The sequence below is a fragment of the Shewanella saliphila genome (assembly GCF_014648295.1).
Classification (GTDB): domain Bacteria; phylum Pseudomonadota; class Gammaproteobacteria; order Enterobacterales; family Shewanellaceae; genus Shewanella; species Shewanella saliphila.
Genome location: NZ_BMQV01000006.1, coordinates 94,536 through 111,660 on the forward strand (window position 1 = coordinate 94,536; position 17,125 = coordinate 111,660).

The following is a 17,125-nucleotide window of genomic DNA, read 5'->3' on the forward strand; positions in this document are numbered from 1 at the left end:
TATGGAAAAGTTGTCAAATTCATCGAACTTTCTGGATCTAGGAGGACTAGATTCACTTCGTGTCCAGGCCCAGAAAGACGAGAAGGGGGCACTTAAAGAGGCGGCAAAGCAATTTGAAGGTATTTTTATTCAAATGCTGATGAAAAGCATGCGAGATGCCAATGCCGCGTTTAAGTCAGACAATCCGATGAACAGCCAAACCACAGAGTTTTTTGAGCAAATGCGTGACCAGCAAATGTCGGTTGACCTGTCAAATAAAGGCATGTTGGGCCTCGCAGAGCTAATGGTACAACAACTTGACCCAAACAGCAGTCCTGTTACGCCAGCGTCAGTATTGCGCGGTGACAGCGACAACAAAGTCAATCCAAGTATGTTTGTGTCGCAGCCAAGCGAGCTCGACCAAGACACATTAGCCAGCATTGCGTCAAATCAACACGTGGCAACATCGCACCATGCTATTGACGATGCAAAATTAGAAGCGGCAATGCCACAACAGCTTGCCAGTGTACTGCGCGGTGAGCAGTTAGCGAGCCAATCGTTTACCAATGCACAGGCAGCAATACCGGCCAGTGCGGCGATAAACGCTGGCAATGATTTGCCGCAAGAAACCAATAAATTAAAAGCGAAAGGGGTTGCGGTAAGCGAATTTACTAGCCCACAACACTTTATTTCAACCTTATACCCACATGCTGAAAAAGCCGCCAAAACATTAGGCACCTCAGCAGAAGTACTCATTGCTCAATCGGCCCTCGAAACCGGTTGGGGTCAAAAAGTGATTCGTCGTAACGACGGCACCATGAGCCACAACTTATTTAACATCAAAGCCGACAAACGTTGGCAAGGTGAAAAAACCTCGGTGAACACCCTGGAATTTGAAAAAGGCATTCCGGTGCAACAAAAAGCAGATTTCAGAATGTACGACAACCTTGAACAAAGCTTTAGCGACTTTGTGTCATTTATTGGCCAAGGCGAACGCTATGAAGATGCACGTAAAGTGGCCAGCGAGCCGACTCAATTTATTCGTGCACTGCAAAAGGCAGGCTATGCCACCGACCCACAATATGCCAATAAGGTAATTAACGTGATGAAGTCGGTAAAAGAAGGCCTTAAATCTGTATTACCTCTGGAGACTAAATAATGGCGATTGATCTACTTAGTATCGCACGTACCGGTGTCGCGGCATCCCAGTCTCAACTTGGGGTAACCAGTAATAACATCGCCAATGCCAATACCGAAGGTTATAACCGTCAAACGGCAACGCAAGCCACGTTACAATCACAACGCCTTGGTGACAGCTTTTACGGTACAGGGACTTATGTGTCAGACGTAAAGCGCGTTTATAACGAGTTTGCTGCGCGCGAGTTACGTATCGGCCAAACCAGTATGGGCGCGGCTGAAACCTCATATTCAAAATTAAGCGAACTCGACCAGCTGTATGCACAAGTGGGAAACATGGTGCCTAATGGCATCAATGACTTTTTTGCCAGCATTAACAGCGTAGCTGACTTACCCACTGATTTAGGTATTCGCAGTAGCAGTTTAGGTGCGGCCGAACAAATGGCCATCGGCATTAACCAAATGCAGTCGCAACTTGATAACCAGGTAAAGCAAACCAATAGCCAAATAGAGTCAGTGACCACCCGTGTCAACGAAATCAGTAAAGAGCTGGCCAGCATCAATTTAGAATTGATGAAAGATCAGGGCGACAACAACCAAATTTTAGACAAACAAGACGCACTGATATTAGAGCTAAGCGAATACGCGCAAGTTAACGTTATCCCGCTAGATACGGGCGCTAAATCAATCATGTTAGGCGGCTCTGTGATGTTGGTGTCGGGCGAAGTCGCAATGAACATGGGCGTGAGCGCCGGCGACCCATACCCTAACGAGCCTAAAATTACTGCCTCTATTACTAACAAAACATTAGATGTCGACCCCAGTAAATTAGGCGGACAGTTAGGTGCTTTATTTGCTTATCGCGACGACACCTTAATCCCAGCCAGCAATGAATTAGGCCAATTGGCCTTAGGTGTCGCCGACACCTTTAACCAAATGCAATCAAGCGGTTTTGATTTAAACGGTGAGGTTGGTAGCGATATTTTTCGCGATATTAATAATCCGTTAATGGCAGCAGGCCGCGTCGGGGAGTACTCAAGCAATACAGGTACCGCGGTGATGTCGGTCAATATCGATGATGTCGGCGCATTGTCTGGTAGCAGTTACGAGTTAAGTTACACCACCGCAGGCGATTTTGAATTAACAGACACCCAAACGGGCAGTGTGACAACATTAACCCAAACCGGCAGTCAGCTTGTGAGTGACGAAGGCTTCACCATTAATATTGCCAGTGGCGCAATGGATGTTGGCGATAGATTTGAAATCCGTCCAACCGCCGGCGCTGCCGCGGGTATTGGTGTCATCATGACTGATCCTAAAGGCATTGCTGCCGCTGGGCCAACATTAACCGCAGATTCAGCGAATTCAGGTAACACTTCAGTTAGCTTAAACAGCATGGACTCAAGCGCGACAGGATTCCAAGGCGTTGGTTCGTCAATCACCTTTGAGCTAAATACTGCTGCCAACACTTATGAGGCATTTGATAGTTCAGGCACTTCATTAGGCACAGGCACAATTACCAATGACAACATTAATGCCTTTGGTATGGACTTTGATATTACCTCAAGCACTACGGCAACCGCAGACAGCTTTACGTTTGACTTAACGTTTGCCGAAGGCAGCAACAGCAATGCAGTCGCAATGGCTAAGTTGTCAGACGTTAAATTAATGAACAACGGTACAGGCACTTTAACCAGCGTGTTTGAAAACACCAAATTAGACATCGGTAGCCAAACCAAAGCCGCAGAAGTGAGTTTAAGCTCGGCAGAAGCGATTTATCAGCAAGCGTACGACCGGGTGCAAAGCGAGTCAGGGGTAAACCTCGACGAAGAAGCCGCCAATTTATTGCGCTTTCAACAGTCATACCAGGCCGCCGCGCGCATTATGTCTACCGCGCAAACGATTTTTGACACCCTATTTAGCTCGGTTCGCTAGGAGATAAATCATGAGAATTTCTACCGGACAAATGTTTCAGCAAAGCACCAACAGCATTTTAGAAAAGCAATCGGCCACCAATAGCATTATGGGGCAAATTTCGAGCGGCAAAAGAGTCGAAACCGCAGGTGACGACCCAGTAGCAGCCATTGCGATTGATAACCTTAAACAAAAGAACACTTTGGTCGAGCAATATGAGAAAAATATCGATTATGCAACAAATCACTTAGCAATCAGTGAAAGTAAAATTGGCAGCACAGAGACATTAATCGCCTCAATGCGAGAACAGTTATTACGCGGTGCCAACGGCAGTCTTAGTTCAAATGAGCGGCAAATGATTGCCGATGAAATGAAACAAAGCTTAGAAGAGCTGCTTTCTATTGCAAATAGCCAAGATGAATCTGGCAATTATATGTTTGCGGGCACTAAAACAAATGATCAACCATTCGCTTTTGATGCTAGTGGTGAAATTGTTTATAGCGGTGATTCTGGTATCAGAAAAAGTGTTGTGGCATCTGGTATTGCAATGACGACAAATATTCCGGGTGATACTGCATTCATGAATGCTGCAAACCCACTTGGTGATTACGGTGTCAATTATTTGTCTTCACAACAGGGGGAGTTCAATTTATCTAGTGCAAAAATCACCGATGAAACATCCCACGTTGCTGATACATATACATTTAACTTTATTGCTAATGGTGCTGGAGTTGATCTGCAAGTTGTCGACTCAGCAGGGACTGTTGCGACAACTGTGACTAATTTTGACGCAACAAGCTCAGTATCTTTCAATGGCATTGAAGTGAAATTAACGGGAACACCTGAAGCAGGAGACTCTTTTACGATTGAGCCTAAAGAGAATGTAAGTATTTTTGATGCTTTTAATCAAGCGATAGCTTTCTTAGAAAGCTCTGATGCGACAACAACAGCTCAAAGTAAATCACAATTGGCACAACTATTGAATGATATTGATAGTGGTCAAAATCAAGTCAGTACCGCTAGAAGTATCGCAGGTAATAATTTGAAAGGTTTAGAGAGTATTTCGTCAAATCATTCAGAAGAGAAAATTATTAATAGTAGTGCACTTTCTATGCTCGAAGATCTCGACTTGGCCGAAGCCATTACTGAATTTGAAAAGCAACAACTCGCACTTAATGCGGTATCGAGTGTGTTTAGTACAGTAGGTTCGCTTTCATTGTTTGATTACATCTAACAATAAGCAATCACGTTAAATTGTAAAATTTAGCCAAGCTCCACAGTCTTGGCAACAAAACTAGGAATGAGGAATGACTTATGGCTATTACAGTAAATACCAACGTAACATCAATGAAAGCTCAAAAGAACTTAAATAGTTCAAGCCAAGCGTTATCAACGTCTATGGAGCGTTTATCGAGTGGTTTACGCATTAACAGTGCAAAAGATGATGCAGCAGGTTTGGCTATTTCTAACCGACTAAATTCTCAAGTTGGTGGATTAGAAGTGGGTATGCGTAACGCCAATGATGCTATTTCAATTGCGCAAATTGCTGAAGGTGCGATGCAAGAACAAACCAATATGTTGCAACGTATGCGTGATTTAGCCATTCAGTCTGAAAACGGTGCAAACAGTGCTGATGATTTAGCTGCAATTCAAGCTGAAATTACTCAATTAACAACTGAAATTACAGCAATTGGTAATAGTACTGCTTTTGGTAACACAAAATTGATGACGGGTTCATTTTCTGCAGGTAAATTATTCCAAGTTGGTCATCAAGAAGGGGAAGATGTTACCGTTGCAGTTAACACAAACAATGCTGTAAGTTTGTCTGTCGACGGACTAGCTGTAACAACTTCTGCGGGGCGAAATTCGGCATTGGGTAAAATTGATTCTGCTATTAAAAATATTGACACTCAACGCGCAGCTTTGGGTGCGGTCCAAAATCGTCTAGCATATAACATCAGTAATAGTGCTAATACCCAGTCCAACGTTGCTGATGCTAAGAGTCGTATTGTGGATGTTGATTTTGCAAAAGAAACAGCGACAATGACCAAAAATCAAGTGTTACAGCAAACGGGTTCGTCGATGCTCGCACAAGCAAACCAATTACCTCAAATTGCTTTGTCACTACTAGGGTAATTGAATAGATAATCCCTCTGTCTTCCTTTCCCCAGTTATTAAGTTTAAAGGCTTAGTAACTGGGCTCGTCACATTTGTAATCAAATTAAGCCTGATTCGATTGGTTTTGTCATGCTGGTATTATTCCGGAAATGCAATTAGCAAATATAGTCTAATTTACTTACTGTTTTTACTAGCTTTTTTTATAGGTTTATAAAAAAGTAAAAAAAAGCTAAAGATAAAAACATTGGTGCCGTTAAATATATTGTACCGAGCAAGACCTGTCTGACTTGACATAAAGCAAACAGGCGTATCTCAAGTCAGAATCAATATGAGGAAGCAATCATGGCTATTACAGTAAATACTAATGTGACATCACTAAAAGCACAAGCAAGTCTAAATTCATCAAGCAGTGCGCTAGCTACTTCGATGGAACGTTTATCTTCTGGTTTACGTATTAACAGCGCTAAGGATGATGCTGCCGGTCTTGCGATTTCAAACCGTCTAAACTCTCAAGTTAATGGTTTAGAGGTTGGCATGCGTAACGCCAACGATGCAATTTCAATTGCCCAAATTTCAGAAGGGGCAATGCAAGAACAAACCAACATGTTACAACGTATGCGTGATCTAACCGTCCAATCTGAAAACGGTGCCAATAGTGCAGATGATTTAACTGCGATTCAAGCTGAAATTACTCAGTTAGCAACTGAAATTACAGCAATTGGTACAACTACAGCATTTGGTACAACCAAGCTTATGACTGGTGATTTCTCTGCAGGTAAAAACTTCCAGGTTGGGCACCAAGAGGCTGAGGATATTAGCATTACAGTAAAGAAAACAGACGCTACAACACTATCTGTTAACGCAATAGTTGTCACTACATCAGCAGGTCGTAATTCTGCATTGGGTAAAATTGATGCAGCGATTAAAACAATTGATACTCAACGAGCTGATCTTGGTGCAATTCAAAACCGTTTATCTTACAACATTAGCAATAGTTCAAACACTCAAGCAAACGTTGCCGATGCTAAAAGTCGTATTGTGGATGTAGACTTTGCATCAGAAACTGCAACTATGACTAAGAATCAGGTGCTACAGCAAACCGGTTCAGCTATGTTATCTCAAGCTAACCAGCTGCCTCAGATCGCTCTATCGCTTCTTTAGTCAGCCTACTTTTCGTTCCATAGCTTTAGGGAGATCCAAGTAGGGTCTCCCTTTGTTGTTAAAATGCTTCGAGGAAGCTACATTTTTTAGGTTATACTGAGGTGCATGATGGAAATCAATAATACCGCACAATTTGCCAGTAGCTCTGATATTAGTAGAGTCGATTCTGCTGTACCATCAGCTTTTAACCAGTCGATTTTAGAACAAAATAAAGTTGATGAGTCATCATCGGATAAACTTGTCAATCAATCAGAAGTTACAACTAGAGTGACTGAAACAGAACCTGATGAGGAGCAATTACAGCAAGTTGCTACAGATTTAACTGATATGGTCGCAATGATGCAGAAAGGGTTAAAGTTTTCTGTGGATGATGACTCTGGTCAACGAGTTATTAAGGTACAAGATATAGAATCAGGTGACATCATCAGGCAAATCCCAAGTGAAGAAGCATTACAGTTAGCACAAAAAATTAGTGAAGTATCAGGTGTGTTGATGAAAATTGAAGTGTAATCTCCTTTAATGACACTAAAAGTAAAGTTGGCTTAATTTATGCTTTGGTTAATTATGCTAGTTGGTTAGGTTGGTTAGGTTGGTTAGGTTGGTTTTTCAGTAAAGAATAAGCTTAATGAGAGGTTTTTATGGCGTTAACAGCAACGGGGATTGGTTCAGGTCTTGATGTTTCAAGTATCGTCGGTGTGCTTGTTGACGCTGAAAAAACACCAAAAGAAGCACTATTTACAGAAAAAGAAACAACGATTAGTTCCAAAGTGTCAGCTATTGGTACACTTAAGAGTGCTTTGTCAACATTCCAAGATGCTGCTGAAAAGCTCCAAAGCGGCGAGTTTTTAAATATTCGTACTGTATCCACTGGCGACAGTGATTTTTTTACTGCTACAGCAGATCAATATTCTCAACCTGGTAGTTACTCAATTATTGTAGAGCAATTAGCTCAGTCACAAAAGCTTGCAGGAGCAACAGTTAGTGATGCCACTGCAGGTGTAGGTGAAGGAAGCTTAGATTTCTCTGTTAATGGTGAAAGCTTTTCTGTCGCGATTACTGATACCGATGACCTTGCTGCTATAGCATCAAAAATAAATAATGCTTCAGATAATTCAGGTGTCACAGCTACGGTTATTAAAAGTGATGCGGGTAGCCGGTTAGTGTTCACCTCGACTGAAACCGGCACTGATAATGAAATGTCTGTGACAGCTACAGATACAACTGGTACTGGTTTATCAGATATGTTCTCTGGAACTAATCTAGAGTCCTTACAAGAAGCCCAAAATTCAATTATATATGTTGATGGCCAAAAGCTAACTTCACAAGGTAATACTATTGATGATGCGATTACCGGGGTTGAGCTTACGCTAACGGATGCTGATGTGGGGGAAACCTCAACACTCACTATTGCTCAAGACACTGAGTCGGTAAAAACGAATATCGAGAGCTTTGTGAGTGCATATAACTCTTTGATTACAACAATGGATAATTTGTCTTCTTTTGATGTTGAAGAAGATACTGCAGCTGCATTACAAGGTGATTCTATGATTCGCTCATTGGAATCCCAACTCAGAAAAATGGTGAGTGAACGTGTTAATGTTGATGGCGTAGAGTCTGCATTGTACGAGTTAGGCATTTCAACTGATCGTGATGGAAAGTTGTCGATTGATGACGATAAATTGAGTGATGCCGTAACCAATAATATGTCACTGGTTGAGGGCGTTTTTTCTACCAGCGATACAGGGCTGGCGTACCAATTTGATGATTTAGTTGAAAGCTACACCAAAACTGGCGGTGCTATTGATAGTCGAAATAACACTTATACTTCTGAAACAAGTAGAATTACCGATCAGAGGGAAGCTTTTACTTTAAAGATGGAACAATTAGAGGCTCGTTTACTTAAACAATTTAATGCAATGGATCTTATTGTCTCTGAATTAAACTCTCAAGGGAGTAGTTTGACCAGTAGTTTAGCATCATTACCTGGTGTCATAAGTTCATAAAAGGAGCTGTCTTTTGGATACTAACCTTGAAGTTACCAATGCCAAAATTGAAGACTTGTTAAATCAAATTGAGCAAACTGCTGCTGAAGATGATGATTCTGATAAGTTGGTATTATTATTGCTTGATAGCATTAGAGAGCGTCAAATAAGTATCGATTCAATGATAAATGATGCTGTAGATGACACATTTGCTCCATCCTTGTCTAAGCAACTGAAATTAACAGAAAGCTTTAGTAGCAGAGCATCTCAAATTATGTCTCATAGACAAAATTTATTGAATTTAAAACGCACTCATCAAAGGCAAGTTAAGGTATATCAGAATATTGATGCAAATAGGTAGGTTATTATGAGAAGTTCTTTAAAATCGTATCGCAAGGTGTCACTTGATAGCGAAATTTTAGTTGCATCACCGCATCGAATTATTCAGATGATGTTTGCAGGTGGTCTGGAGAGACTCGCTCAAAGTCGTTATGCTATTGAAAATAAAAATATGTCAGATAAAGGCGTCTTCATTGGCAAAGCGATTGGGATTGTAAATGGATTAAATAACAGTTTGAATATGGACGCTGGTGGTGAGATTGCAGGCAATCTAACTCAGTTATATGATTTTATCATTATGAAGGCCACAGAGGCTAATTTGAATAATGATGTTCAAGCAATTGACGATGCTGTGAGTGTGTTGAGAACACTCAAAGAAGGTTGGGATGCGATTCCGCAAGATCAACATCACTTAACCTCTGAGGCAAGCTAAACGTTACAGCATACTGTATTTAAACTAAAAAAGACGCTTTGCGTCTTTTTTGCTTTGTGGCGTTTGTTAATGGCTTTAGTCTGCTTGAACAGATTATAATGATGTTATCGCTGGTTAAACTGGCAATTTTTTGACTGAAAAAACAGCGTTTTCATAAAAAATGTGGCTTGTTGTAGATAAAATGTAACTGTTGCTTGCTTCTGGCGGGCTGATAATACAATATTTAACTATAACTCGGGTTAAGAGTATTTATCATTGAGTTCGTTTTTCTTGATGGTATATAACAGAATTACGATCCTGTTTTAGGAATAATGATAGAATATCGTTAGTGTCGTCAGTTTTTTGGCTACACTGAACTTTAGTTTGTTGCTTTTGGCAATGTAACTTTCCCGGATGAAAACCTATAACAAGAGCTTTTGGCCGTCTGAATGATGCAAATAGAACAAAGAATTTTAATTGTCGGTACCCCATCAGAGCGCGTGACTCGTTTGTGCTGCATTTTCGAATTCTTAGGTGAGCAGTGCGAAGTCGTCTCTAATGAATCTTTATTGACCTTGATTGAACAATCGAGGTTTCGTGCTGTGGTTATCGTTGATGACGGCATAACTGCCGACAGCATTAAAAATATCGCCTCTATCGCACCGTGGCAGCCTCTGTTAATACTGGGCGAATCAGCCCTGCAATTGTCGAATATTCTTGGGCAAATAGAAGAGCCATTCAATTACCCGCAATTAACTGAGTTACTGCATTTTTGCCAGGTGTTTGGTCAGGCCAAGCGCGAACACACCCTAACCAGTGGTAACCAAACAAAATTATTCCGCAGTTTAGTTGGCCGCAGTGAAGGCATAGCTAACGTAAGGCATTTAATTAATCAGGTGTCTGGTTCAGATGCCACCGTGCTGGTACTCGGGCAGTCGGGTACCGGTAAAGAAGTGGTGGCGCGTAATATTCATTATTTGTCTGAGCGCCGCGATGGACCCTTTATTCCGGTTAACTGTGGTGCTATTCCGCCAGAGCTACTTGAAAGCGAATTGTTTGGCCATGAAAAGGGCTCGTTCACTGGGGCGATTTCTGCCCGTAAAGGCCGTTTTGAGCTAGCCGAAGGCGGTACACTGTTTTTAGATGAAATTGGCGATATGCCGCTGCAAATGCAAGTTAAGTTGCTACGTGTATTGCAAGAGCGTGTATTTGAACGAGTTGGCGGCAGTAAAACTATTCCTACCGATGTGCGTATTGTGGCGGCGACTCACCGTGATTTAGAAACCATGATCACAGAAAATGATTTCCGTGAAGATTTATACTATCGCCTCAATGTATTTCCTATCGAAATGCCTGCCTTAAGTGAGCGTCGTGATGATGTACCCTTGTTATTACATGAGTTAGTTAACCGCGTCTTTAATGAAGGTCGCGGCAAGGTACGCTTTACCCAACGCGCGATAGAATCATTAAAAGAGCATAACTGGTCGGGTAACGTGCGTGAGCTATCTAACCTGGTTGAGCGTTTAACGATTTTATACCCAGGTGGACTCGTTGATGTAAACGATTTACCGCATAAATATCGTTACATTGATGTACCCGAATACTGCGTTGAAATTAGCGAAGAGCAACTTGAACGCGATGCACTGGCGTCGATATTCAGTGATGATGAACCGGTTGAGCTACCAGAAACTCGCTTTCCGAGTGAGTTACCACCAGAAGGGGTCAACCTTAAAGATTTACTGGCCGAGCTTGAAATCGACATGATCCGCCAGGCATTAGAACAACAAGACAATGTCGTTGCCCGCGCCGCAGAAATGCTCGGCATTCGCCGCACCACCCTGGTTGAAAAAATGCGTAAATACGGCATGAGCAAAGAATAACCATTAGCCTATTATTGCTTTGATTCGTCATTAGCAATTAACCTAAAAACACATCCACAGATGTGTTTTTTGCTTTTAGAACTAGCACCACCCGCACGTCATCCTCGAGTGCTTAGATCCCGGCTTTATAAAAGTTACCGGGAGGGATCCAGGTGTTGCTTAGCCCCTAGCAGGACGAAGTCCGCCCTAGCACCTAGAACCTAGCAGGACGAAGTCCGTCCTAGCCCCTAGCCCCTAGACCCTAGCCCTAGATCCTCGCCTTGGCATACTTAATGCATCCACCAGAACAAATGTAATTCTTTTGACGGAGTGGCCATGTATTCAGCTCGAGTGTTATCAAATCCGCGTGCAGCGGAGGTTGAGTTGCCGATGACAGCATCGCTTTCTGCCACCCCACTTACTGCCACACCTTATGCAGCGTCACAGCCAGACTACCGGCCAAGTGACAATGCCATCCGTCAAAGTATTGCGCATGCTAAAGCACCGGTATTTGCGCCGGTTGTAAGTGCTTATTCAAGTAAGGCTGCCAATATGTCTAATCAAATGGCGCATATTCTTCAGGCTATGCCATCAGGCGTGGTGATTATCGATGGTGATGGCGTAGTTACCCTCGCGAACCCTGTTGCGACAGAGTTATTAGGTCGTCCGCTACTAGGGGCGCGCTGGTTTGACATTATTCACCGTGCATTTGCGCCGCAAGACGATGATGGCCATGAAGTGTCGCTTAAAAATGGCCGTAGAGTGAAATTGGCGATTACGCCATTAGCGCCAGAACCTGGGCAGTTAATCGTTATCACAGATTTAACTGAAACCCGTTTATTACAAAAGAATTTATCGCATTTACAGCGCTTATCTTCACTAGGCAAAATGGTGGCAACCCTGGCGCATCAAGTACGTACGCCGTTGTCTGCAGCGCTGTTGTACGCCTCAAATTTGGCTAGCCCGAAGTTAACTGATACGGCGCGCACTAAGTTTCAATCTAAATTGGTGGATCGCTTAAACGAGTTAGAGCGTCAAGTTAATGACATGTTGCTTATGGCCAAAGGTCGTCAAGACAGCATGGCCGAATCTGTTACCCTAGATGACATCATTACCCAGGTAATGGCGAACTGTGAGCCAATAGCAGATAAAAAACACTGCCAGTTACAAGCTGAAGATACCTCGCATTCGACCATGCTTGCTAACGCTAATGCGTTAAGTTCGGCGGTGAATAATTTAGTGATGAACAGCATTGAAGCGGGCGCGACTAAAATTAAAGTGTCTGCCAGTGAAACCGCAGACGGACTATTATTAGATGTGATCGACAATGGCAAAGGCCTTGACCCTGCCATGCAAAAACAAGTGTTAGAGCCATTTTATACCACTAAAAGCCAGGGCACAGGCCTTGGGTTAGCTGTGGTGCAGTCTGTGGTTCGTAACCATGGCGGGCAAATTCAATTGTCGTGCAAACCAGGAATGGGCTGCCATATTCGATTGATTTTTCCACACGCTAAACAAGCACATCATCAGGAGGTGGCACATGGCTGAAGCACATATATTACTTGTTGAAGATGATGCCGATTTACGTGAAGCATTGTTAGACACTTTACTCTTAGCACACTATGACTGTGTTGATGTGAGTAGCGCAGAAGAGGCTATTTTAGCCTTAAAAGCCAATCAATTTGATATGGTCATCAGTGACGTGCAAATGGACGGCATTGGCGGCATGGGCTTGTTAAGTTATTTGCAGCAACATCAGCCTAAAGTGCCGGTATTGTTAATGACAGCTTATGCGACGATTAACAGTGCCGTGAGTGCCATGAAGTTAGGTGCGGTTGATTACCTCGCCAAACCCTTTGCGCCTGAAGTACTACTTAACCAGGTGTCACGTTATTTACCGTTAAAGCAAAACCACGATAATCCCGTGGTTGCCGATGACAAGAGTTTAGCGTTATTAGCACTTGCTCAGCGCGTTGCTGTGTCTGATGCCTCGGTGATGATCATGGGCCCAAGTGGCTCTGGTAAAGAAGTATTAGCGCGGTATATTCATCAGCATAGCCAGCGTAATGGACAGCCGTTTATTGCAATTAACTGCGCGGCTATTCCTGAAAACATGCTTGAAGCCACGCTGTTTGGATACGAGAAAGGCGCGTTTACTGGCGCGTATCAAGCATGCCCGGGTAAATTTGAACAGGCCCAGGGCGGCACGCTATTACTCGATGAAATATCGGAAATGGAGTTGGGCTTACAAGCCAAGTTATTGCGTGTATTGCAAGAGCGCGAAGTGGAGCGTTTAGGTGGCCGTAAAACCATTAAATTGGACGTGCGGGTACTTGCAACGTCAAACCGCGATCTTAAAGCCATGGCAACGTCTGGCGAGTTTAGAGAAGATTTGTACTACCGTATTAACGTGTTTCCGTTAACGTGGCCAGCACTGCATCAACGTCCGGCAGATATTTTACCGTTAGCGCGTCATTTACTGGCTAAGCATGCTAAAGCCTTAAATATGACGTCAGTGCCAAAACTTGACGACGCTGCTACCCGACGATTATTAACTCATCGTTGGCCGGGGAATGTGCGCGAACTTGATAATGTAATTCAACGGGCGCTGATTTTACGCGTTAATGATGAGATTGGGGTTAATGACATTATTATTGATTCTGCTGATGTCAGTTTAATGCCTGCGGAGCAAGTGGATAATGACAAGCCCCAAGATGTTGAAGGACTAGGCGATGAATTAAAAGCTCAGGAGCACGTGATTATTTTAGAAACCTTGAATCAATGTCAGGGGAGTCGGAAAATGGTCGCTGAAAAATTAGGCATTAGTGCGCGAACTTTGCGTTATAAAATGGCAAAAATGCGCGATATGGGGATTCAATTACCGGCGTAGCTTTGTTTGTGTAAACTTTAATTAACTGATTAAATAGAACTTTAATTAAATTCAACTTATCTGCAGTCATGTAGATAAGTTGTTTTTGTTGATGTTATTCCTTTCGTTTTAAATCTTGGCATCTATATTGCTTTAACTCCTTATAAGATTATTGAAGTCGTCAAAAAGTCGACAAAAGGGAGTGACATCATGCAGATTAGCGCAAATCCACTATTACAAGAAATGCAATCACTTCGTGGCGAAGTAGCCCCTTCTATTGGCTCGTCTATTGCTCCTAACTTAACCCAGCAAGTGAATAACACCACAGGGGCTGATTTTAGCCAGTTGTTATCTCAGGCTGTGGGCAGTGTTAACGGACTTCAACAAACATCAGCAAATTTAGCATCGCGATTAGATATGGGTGACACCACTGTTAGCTTGTCTGACACGGTAATCGCCCGTGAAAAAGCCGGCGTTGCCTTTGAGGCCACGGTGCAAGTGCGTAACAAGTTAGTTGATGCTTATAAAGAAATCATGAGTATGCCTGTTTAGCCGCTGTCGGTTTTAAGCGCTAGGTAATTAATCACATCAGACATATAGCAGGTACATATTGTGAGCACAGACATAATGGTAGGTTCAGATTCAACAGTTGACGCCGGTGTCCAACAAGAGAATAAGTCTGGGTTAATGGGCGGTGTTGGCGGTGCTGACATGATGCGCCAGGTGATCATGATTTTGGCGTTAGCTGTGTGTCTTGCGTTAGCCGTATTTGTGATTATGTGGGCGCAAGAGCCAGAATATCGTCCACTGGGTAAAATGGACACGGCCGAAATGATCCAGGTACTTGATGTGCTGGATAAAAACCAAATTGATTATCAAATTAATGTTGATGTGGTCAAAGTACCAGAAGACGTTTATCAAGATGTAAAATTACTCTTAAGCCGTGCGGGTATTGAAAGCAGCACGCAAGCTAATGACTACTTAAGCCAGGACAGTGGCTTTGGTGTGAGCCAGCGCATGGAGCAGGCCCGCTTAAAGCACAGCCAAGAATTAAACTTAGCACGCGCCATTGAAGAGTTAAAAAGTATTAGCCGCGCCAAAGTGATTTTAGCCCTACCAAAAGAAAATGTATTTGCCCGCAATGCTTCAAAGGCCAGCGCTACTGTGGTTGTGAGTGTTCGCCGTGGTGGATTAGGCCAAGAAGAAATTGACTCTATTGTTGATATTGTCGGCTCTGCAGTGCAGGGACTTGAACCGTCTCGCGTGACAGTAACTGACTCAAACGGGCGCTTATTAAATTCGGGCAGCCAAGATGGTACATCAGCTCGAGCACGCCGCGAGTCTGAGCTTGTACAGCAAAAAGAAGCAGAGTACCGCAGAAAAATTGAATCTATTTTAATGCCAATCCTAGGGCCAGAAAACTTCACGTCGCAAGTGGATGTGAATATGGACTTTACCGCGATTGAGCAAACCGCTAAGCGTTTCTCACCTGATTTACCGGCCATTCGTAGCGAAATGACCATTGAGCGTAACTCTACCGGTCAAAGTTCTGGCGGCATCCCTGGTGCGTTAAGTAATCAACCGCCAATGGAGTCAGACATTCCGCAAGTGGCAGGTGAGGCTACAAGTTCAACAACCTCGGGCGATATGTCTAAAGAAGCGACTCGAAATTATGAACTTGATACCACCATTAGTCATACTCGCCAACAAATCGGTGTAGTGCGCCGTGTGAGTGTGTCGGTAGCCATTGATTTTAAACCCGGCCAAGTCGATGAAAACGGCCAGGTGTCTCGTGTGCCTCGCACTGAAGAAGAGTTAACTAACATTCGCCGTTTACTTGAAGGTGCTGTAGGCTTTAGCACTCAGCGTGGCGATGCGCTTGAGGTGGTCACAGTGCCGTTTATGGATCAGTTGATTGAAGAACTACCAGAGCCAGACATGTGGGAGCAACCTTGGTTTTGGCGCGCCATTCGCTTGGTGTTAGGCGCATTGTTAATTTTAGTGTTGTTTTTAGCGGTGGTTCGTCCAATGCTGAAAAAGCTTACCAACCCGCAAAGCACCGAAATGCCACCGGAAACACGTCCTGGGCATGAATTAGCTGAAATTGAAGATCAATACGCTGCAGATACCCTAGGTATGCTGAATACCAAAGAGGCCGAATACAGTTATGCTGATGATGGATCAATTCAAATTCCTAATTTGCATAAAGATGATGATATGATTAAAGCAATTAGAGCACTCGTGGCCAATGAGCCTGAGCTTTCCACTCAAGTAGTTAAGAATTGGTTACAAGACAATGGCTAATGAAAATGAAAAAGCACCAGCAAAAGCCGCAGCTTTTGATCCAGAATCACTCAGCGGCATTGAAAAAACCGCGATTTTACTCCTGAGTTTAAGTGAGGCCGATGCCGCGTCAATTTTAAAGCACTTAGAGCCTAAGCAGGTTCAAAAAGTGGGGATGGCGATGGCGGCAATGGAAGACTTTGGTCAAGAAAAGGTCATTGGCGTACATAAGCTGTTTCTTGATGATATTCAAAAGTTTTCGTCAATTGGCTTTAACAGCGAAGAGTTTGTCCGTAAAGCGTTAACCGCCGCACTGGGTGAAGATAAAGCCGGTAACTTGATTGAACAAATCATTATGGGCAGCGGCGCTAAAGGGCTTGATTCGTTAAAATGGATGGATGCACGCCAGGTAGCTACCATTATCCAAAACGAACATCCGCAAATTCAAACGATTGTCATGTCATATTTAGAGCCTGATCAAGCGGCAGAGATTTTTAGTCAGTTCCCTGAAAACACGCGTTTAGACTTAATGATGCGAATTGCTAACCTTGAAGAAGTACAACCCGCAGCATTACAAGAATTGAACGACATCATGGAGAAACAGTTTGCTGGCCAAGGCGGGGCACAAGCTGCGAAAATGGGTGGCCTAAAAGCAGCTGCCAATATTATGAACTACCTCGATACTGGCATTGAAAGTCAAATCATGGAAACCATGCGTGAGTCTGATGAAGAGATGGCGCAGCAAATTCAAGACATGATGTTTGTGTTCGAAAACCTAATCGATGTGGACGACCGCGGTATTCAAGCCTTGTTACGCGAAGTACAGCAAGATGTGCTAATGAAAGCACTTAAAGGTGCTGACGAAGCCTTAAAAGAGAAAATCTTGGGCAATATGTCTAAACGTGCCGCTGAGCTGTTACGTGATGATTTAGAGGCAATGGGCCCAATTCGTATTAGTGAAGTGGAAGTGGCACAAAAAGAGATTTTATCGATTGCGCGTCGTTTAAGCGACAGTGGTGAGATTATGCTTGGCGGTGGCGGTGGCGAAGAGTTTTTATAATTCTTAGCCTAT

Annotated in this window: 15 protein-coding genes; all 15 read left to right on the forward strand. The window is 43.2% G+C overall.

What is annotated here, in order from left to right:
• Position 1 precedes the first annotated feature (1 nt).
• The 15 genes from flgJ to fliG all read left to right on the forward strand — a co-directional run bounded on the left by flgJ (position 2) and on the right by fliG (position 17,113).
• A complete protein-coding gene (flgJ, locus tag IEY48_RS05020) occupies positions 2 to 1,138 on the forward strand; it encodes a flagellar assembly peptidoglycan hydrolase FlgJ (RefSeq protein WP_188917910.1) in 1,137 nt (378 codons plus the stop codon).
• Positions 1,138 to 3,051, forward strand: coding sequence for a flagellar hook-associated protein FlgK (gene flgK, locus IEY48_RS05025; protein ID WP_188917912.1), 1,914 nt, complete (start codon positions 1,138 to 1,140; stop codon positions 3,049 to 3,051). The genes flgJ and flgK overlap by 1 nt, the downstream gene beginning before the upstream one ends.
• A 10-nt stretch (positions 3,052 to 3,061) precedes the next feature.
• Positions 3,062 to 4,264 carry a flagellar hook-associated protein FlgL gene (flgL, locus tag IEY48_RS05030; RefSeq protein WP_188917914.1) on the forward strand — a complete coding sequence of 401 codons (1,203 nt, stop codon included), beginning with the start codon at positions 3,062 to 3,064 and terminating at the stop codon, positions 4,262 to 4,264.
• An 80-nt stretch (positions 4,265 to 4,344) separates the two neighbouring features.
• Entirely contained in the window at positions 4,345 to 5,166 is an 822-nt protein-coding gene (locus IEY48_RS05035) for a flagellin N-terminal helical domain-containing protein (RefSeq protein WP_188917916.1), read from the forward strand.
• Between the two features lie 324 nt (positions 5,167 to 5,490).
• Positions 5,491 to 6,309, forward strand: coding sequence for a flagellin N-terminal helical domain-containing protein (locus tag IEY48_RS05040; protein WP_188917918.1), 819 nt, complete (start codon positions 5,491 to 5,493; stop codon positions 6,307 to 6,309).
• A 108-nt stretch (positions 6,310 to 6,417) separates the two neighbouring features.
• On the forward strand, positions 6,418 to 6,819 hold the full coding sequence (locus tag IEY48_RS05045) for a flagellar protein FlaG (RefSeq protein ID WP_188917920.1): 402 nt from the start codon (positions 6,418 to 6,420) through the stop codon (positions 6,817 to 6,819).
• Positions 6,820 to 6,947: 128 nt separating this feature from the next.
• Positions 6,948 to 8,312 carry a flagellar filament capping protein FliD gene (gene fliD, locus IEY48_RS05050; RefSeq protein ID WP_188917921.1) on the forward strand — a complete coding sequence of 455 codons (1,365 nt, stop codon included), beginning with the start codon at positions 6,948 to 6,950 and terminating at the stop codon, positions 8,310 to 8,312.
• Positions 8,313 to 8,325: 13 nt separating this feature from the next.
• The gene (locus tag IEY48_RS05055) at positions 8,326 to 8,652 is read left to right on the forward strand and encodes a flagella biosynthesis chaperone for FliD, FliT (protein WP_188917923.1); all 327 of its coding nucleotides are present in this window, start codon (positions 8,326 to 8,328) and stop codon (positions 8,650 to 8,652) included.
• A gap of 6 nt (positions 8,653 to 8,658) precedes the next feature.
• Positions 8,659 to 9,063: a flagellar export chaperone FliS gene (gene fliS / locus IEY48_RS05060; protein ID WP_188917925.1), complete on the forward strand. Its 405-nt coding sequence runs from the start codon at positions 8,659 to 8,661 to the stop codon at positions 9,061 to 9,063.
• A 428-nt stretch (positions 9,064 to 9,491) separates the two neighbouring features.
• Positions 9,492 to 10,922 (forward strand): sigma-54 dependent transcriptional regulator, encoded by a 1,431-nt coding sequence (locus IEY48_RS05065; RefSeq protein WP_188917927.1) that lies wholly within the window; start codon positions 9,492 to 9,494, stop codon positions 10,920 to 10,922.
• Between the two features lie 315 nt (positions 10,923 to 11,237).
• Complete coding sequence (locus IEY48_RS05070) at positions 11,238 to 12,449, forward strand: sensor histidine kinase (RefSeq protein WP_229786327.1); 1,212 nt, start codon at positions 11,238 to 11,240, stop codon at positions 12,447 to 12,449.
• On the forward strand, positions 12,442 to 13,791 hold the full coding sequence (locus IEY48_RS05075) for a sigma-54-dependent transcriptional regulator (protein WP_188917929.1): 1,350 nt from the start codon (positions 12,442 to 12,444) through the stop codon (positions 13,789 to 13,791). The genes IEY48_RS05070 and IEY48_RS05075 overlap by 8 nt, the downstream gene beginning before the upstream one ends.
• 189 nt (positions 13,792 to 13,980) lie before the next feature.
• Positions 13,981 to 14,322, forward strand: coding sequence for a flagellar hook-basal body complex protein FliE (gene fliE / locus IEY48_RS05080; RefSeq protein WP_188917931.1), 342 nt, complete (start codon positions 13,981 to 13,983; stop codon positions 14,320 to 14,322).
• Between the two features lie 72 nt (positions 14,323 to 14,394).
• A complete protein-coding gene (gene fliF / locus IEY48_RS05085; protein WP_188917995.1) occupies positions 14,395 to 16,074 on the forward strand; it encodes a flagellar basal-body MS-ring/collar protein FliF in 1,680 nt (559 codons plus the stop codon).
• Positions 16,067 to 17,113 carry a flagellar motor switch protein FliG gene (gene fliG / locus IEY48_RS05090; RefSeq protein WP_188917932.1) on the forward strand — a complete coding sequence of 349 codons (1,047 nt, stop codon included), beginning with the start codon at positions 16,067 to 16,069 and terminating at the stop codon, positions 17,111 to 17,113. The genes fliF and fliG overlap by 8 nt, the downstream gene beginning before the upstream one ends.
• Positions 17,114 to 17,125 lie beyond the last annotated feature (12 nt).

Coding starts and splice junctions, on each gene's coding strand:
- flgJ (WP_188917910.1), top strand. CDS start 2: ATGGAAAAGTTGTCAAATTCATCGAACTTTCTGGATCTAGGAGGACTA.
- IEY48_RS05045 (WP_188917920.1), top strand. CDS start 6,418: ATGGAAATCAATAATACCGCACAATTTGCCAGTAGCTCTGATATTAGT.
- IEY48_RS05065 (WP_188917927.1), top strand. CDS start 9,492: ATGATGCAAATAGAACAAAGAATTTTAATTGTCGGTACCCCATCAGAG.
- fliD (WP_188917921.1), top strand. CDS start 6,948: ATGGCGTTAACAGCAACGGGGATTGGTTCAGGTCTTGATGTTTCAAGT.
- IEY48_RS05040 (WP_188917918.1), top strand. CDS start 5,491: ATGGCTATTACAGTAAATACTAATGTGACATCACTAAAAGCACAAGCA.
- flgL (WP_188917914.1), top strand. CDS start 3,062: ATGAGAATTTCTACCGGACAAATGTTTCAGCAAAGCACCAACAGCATT.
- IEY48_RS05075 (WP_188917929.1), top strand. CDS start 12,442: ATGGCTGAAGCACATATATTACTTGTTGAAGATGATGCCGATTTACGT.
- fliG (WP_188917932.1), top strand. CDS start 16,067: ATGGCTAATGAAAATGAAAAAGCACCAGCAAAAGCCGCAGCTTTTGAT.
- fliE (WP_188917931.1), top strand. CDS start 13,981: ATGCAGATTAGCGCAAATCCACTATTACAAGAAATGCAATCACTTCGT.
- IEY48_RS05035 (WP_188917916.1), top strand. CDS start 4,345: ATGGCTATTACAGTAAATACCAACGTAACATCAATGAAAGCTCAAAAG.
- flgK (WP_188917912.1), top strand. CDS start 1,138: ATGGCGATTGATCTACTTAGTATCGCACGTACCGGTGTCGCGGCATCC.
- IEY48_RS05070 (WP_229786327.1), top strand. CDS start 11,238: ATGTATTCAGCTCGAGTGTTATCAAATCCGCGTGCAGCGGAGGTTGAG.
- fliS (WP_188917925.1), top strand. CDS start 8,659: ATGAGAAGTTCTTTAAAATCGTATCGCAAGGTGTCACTTGATAGCGAA.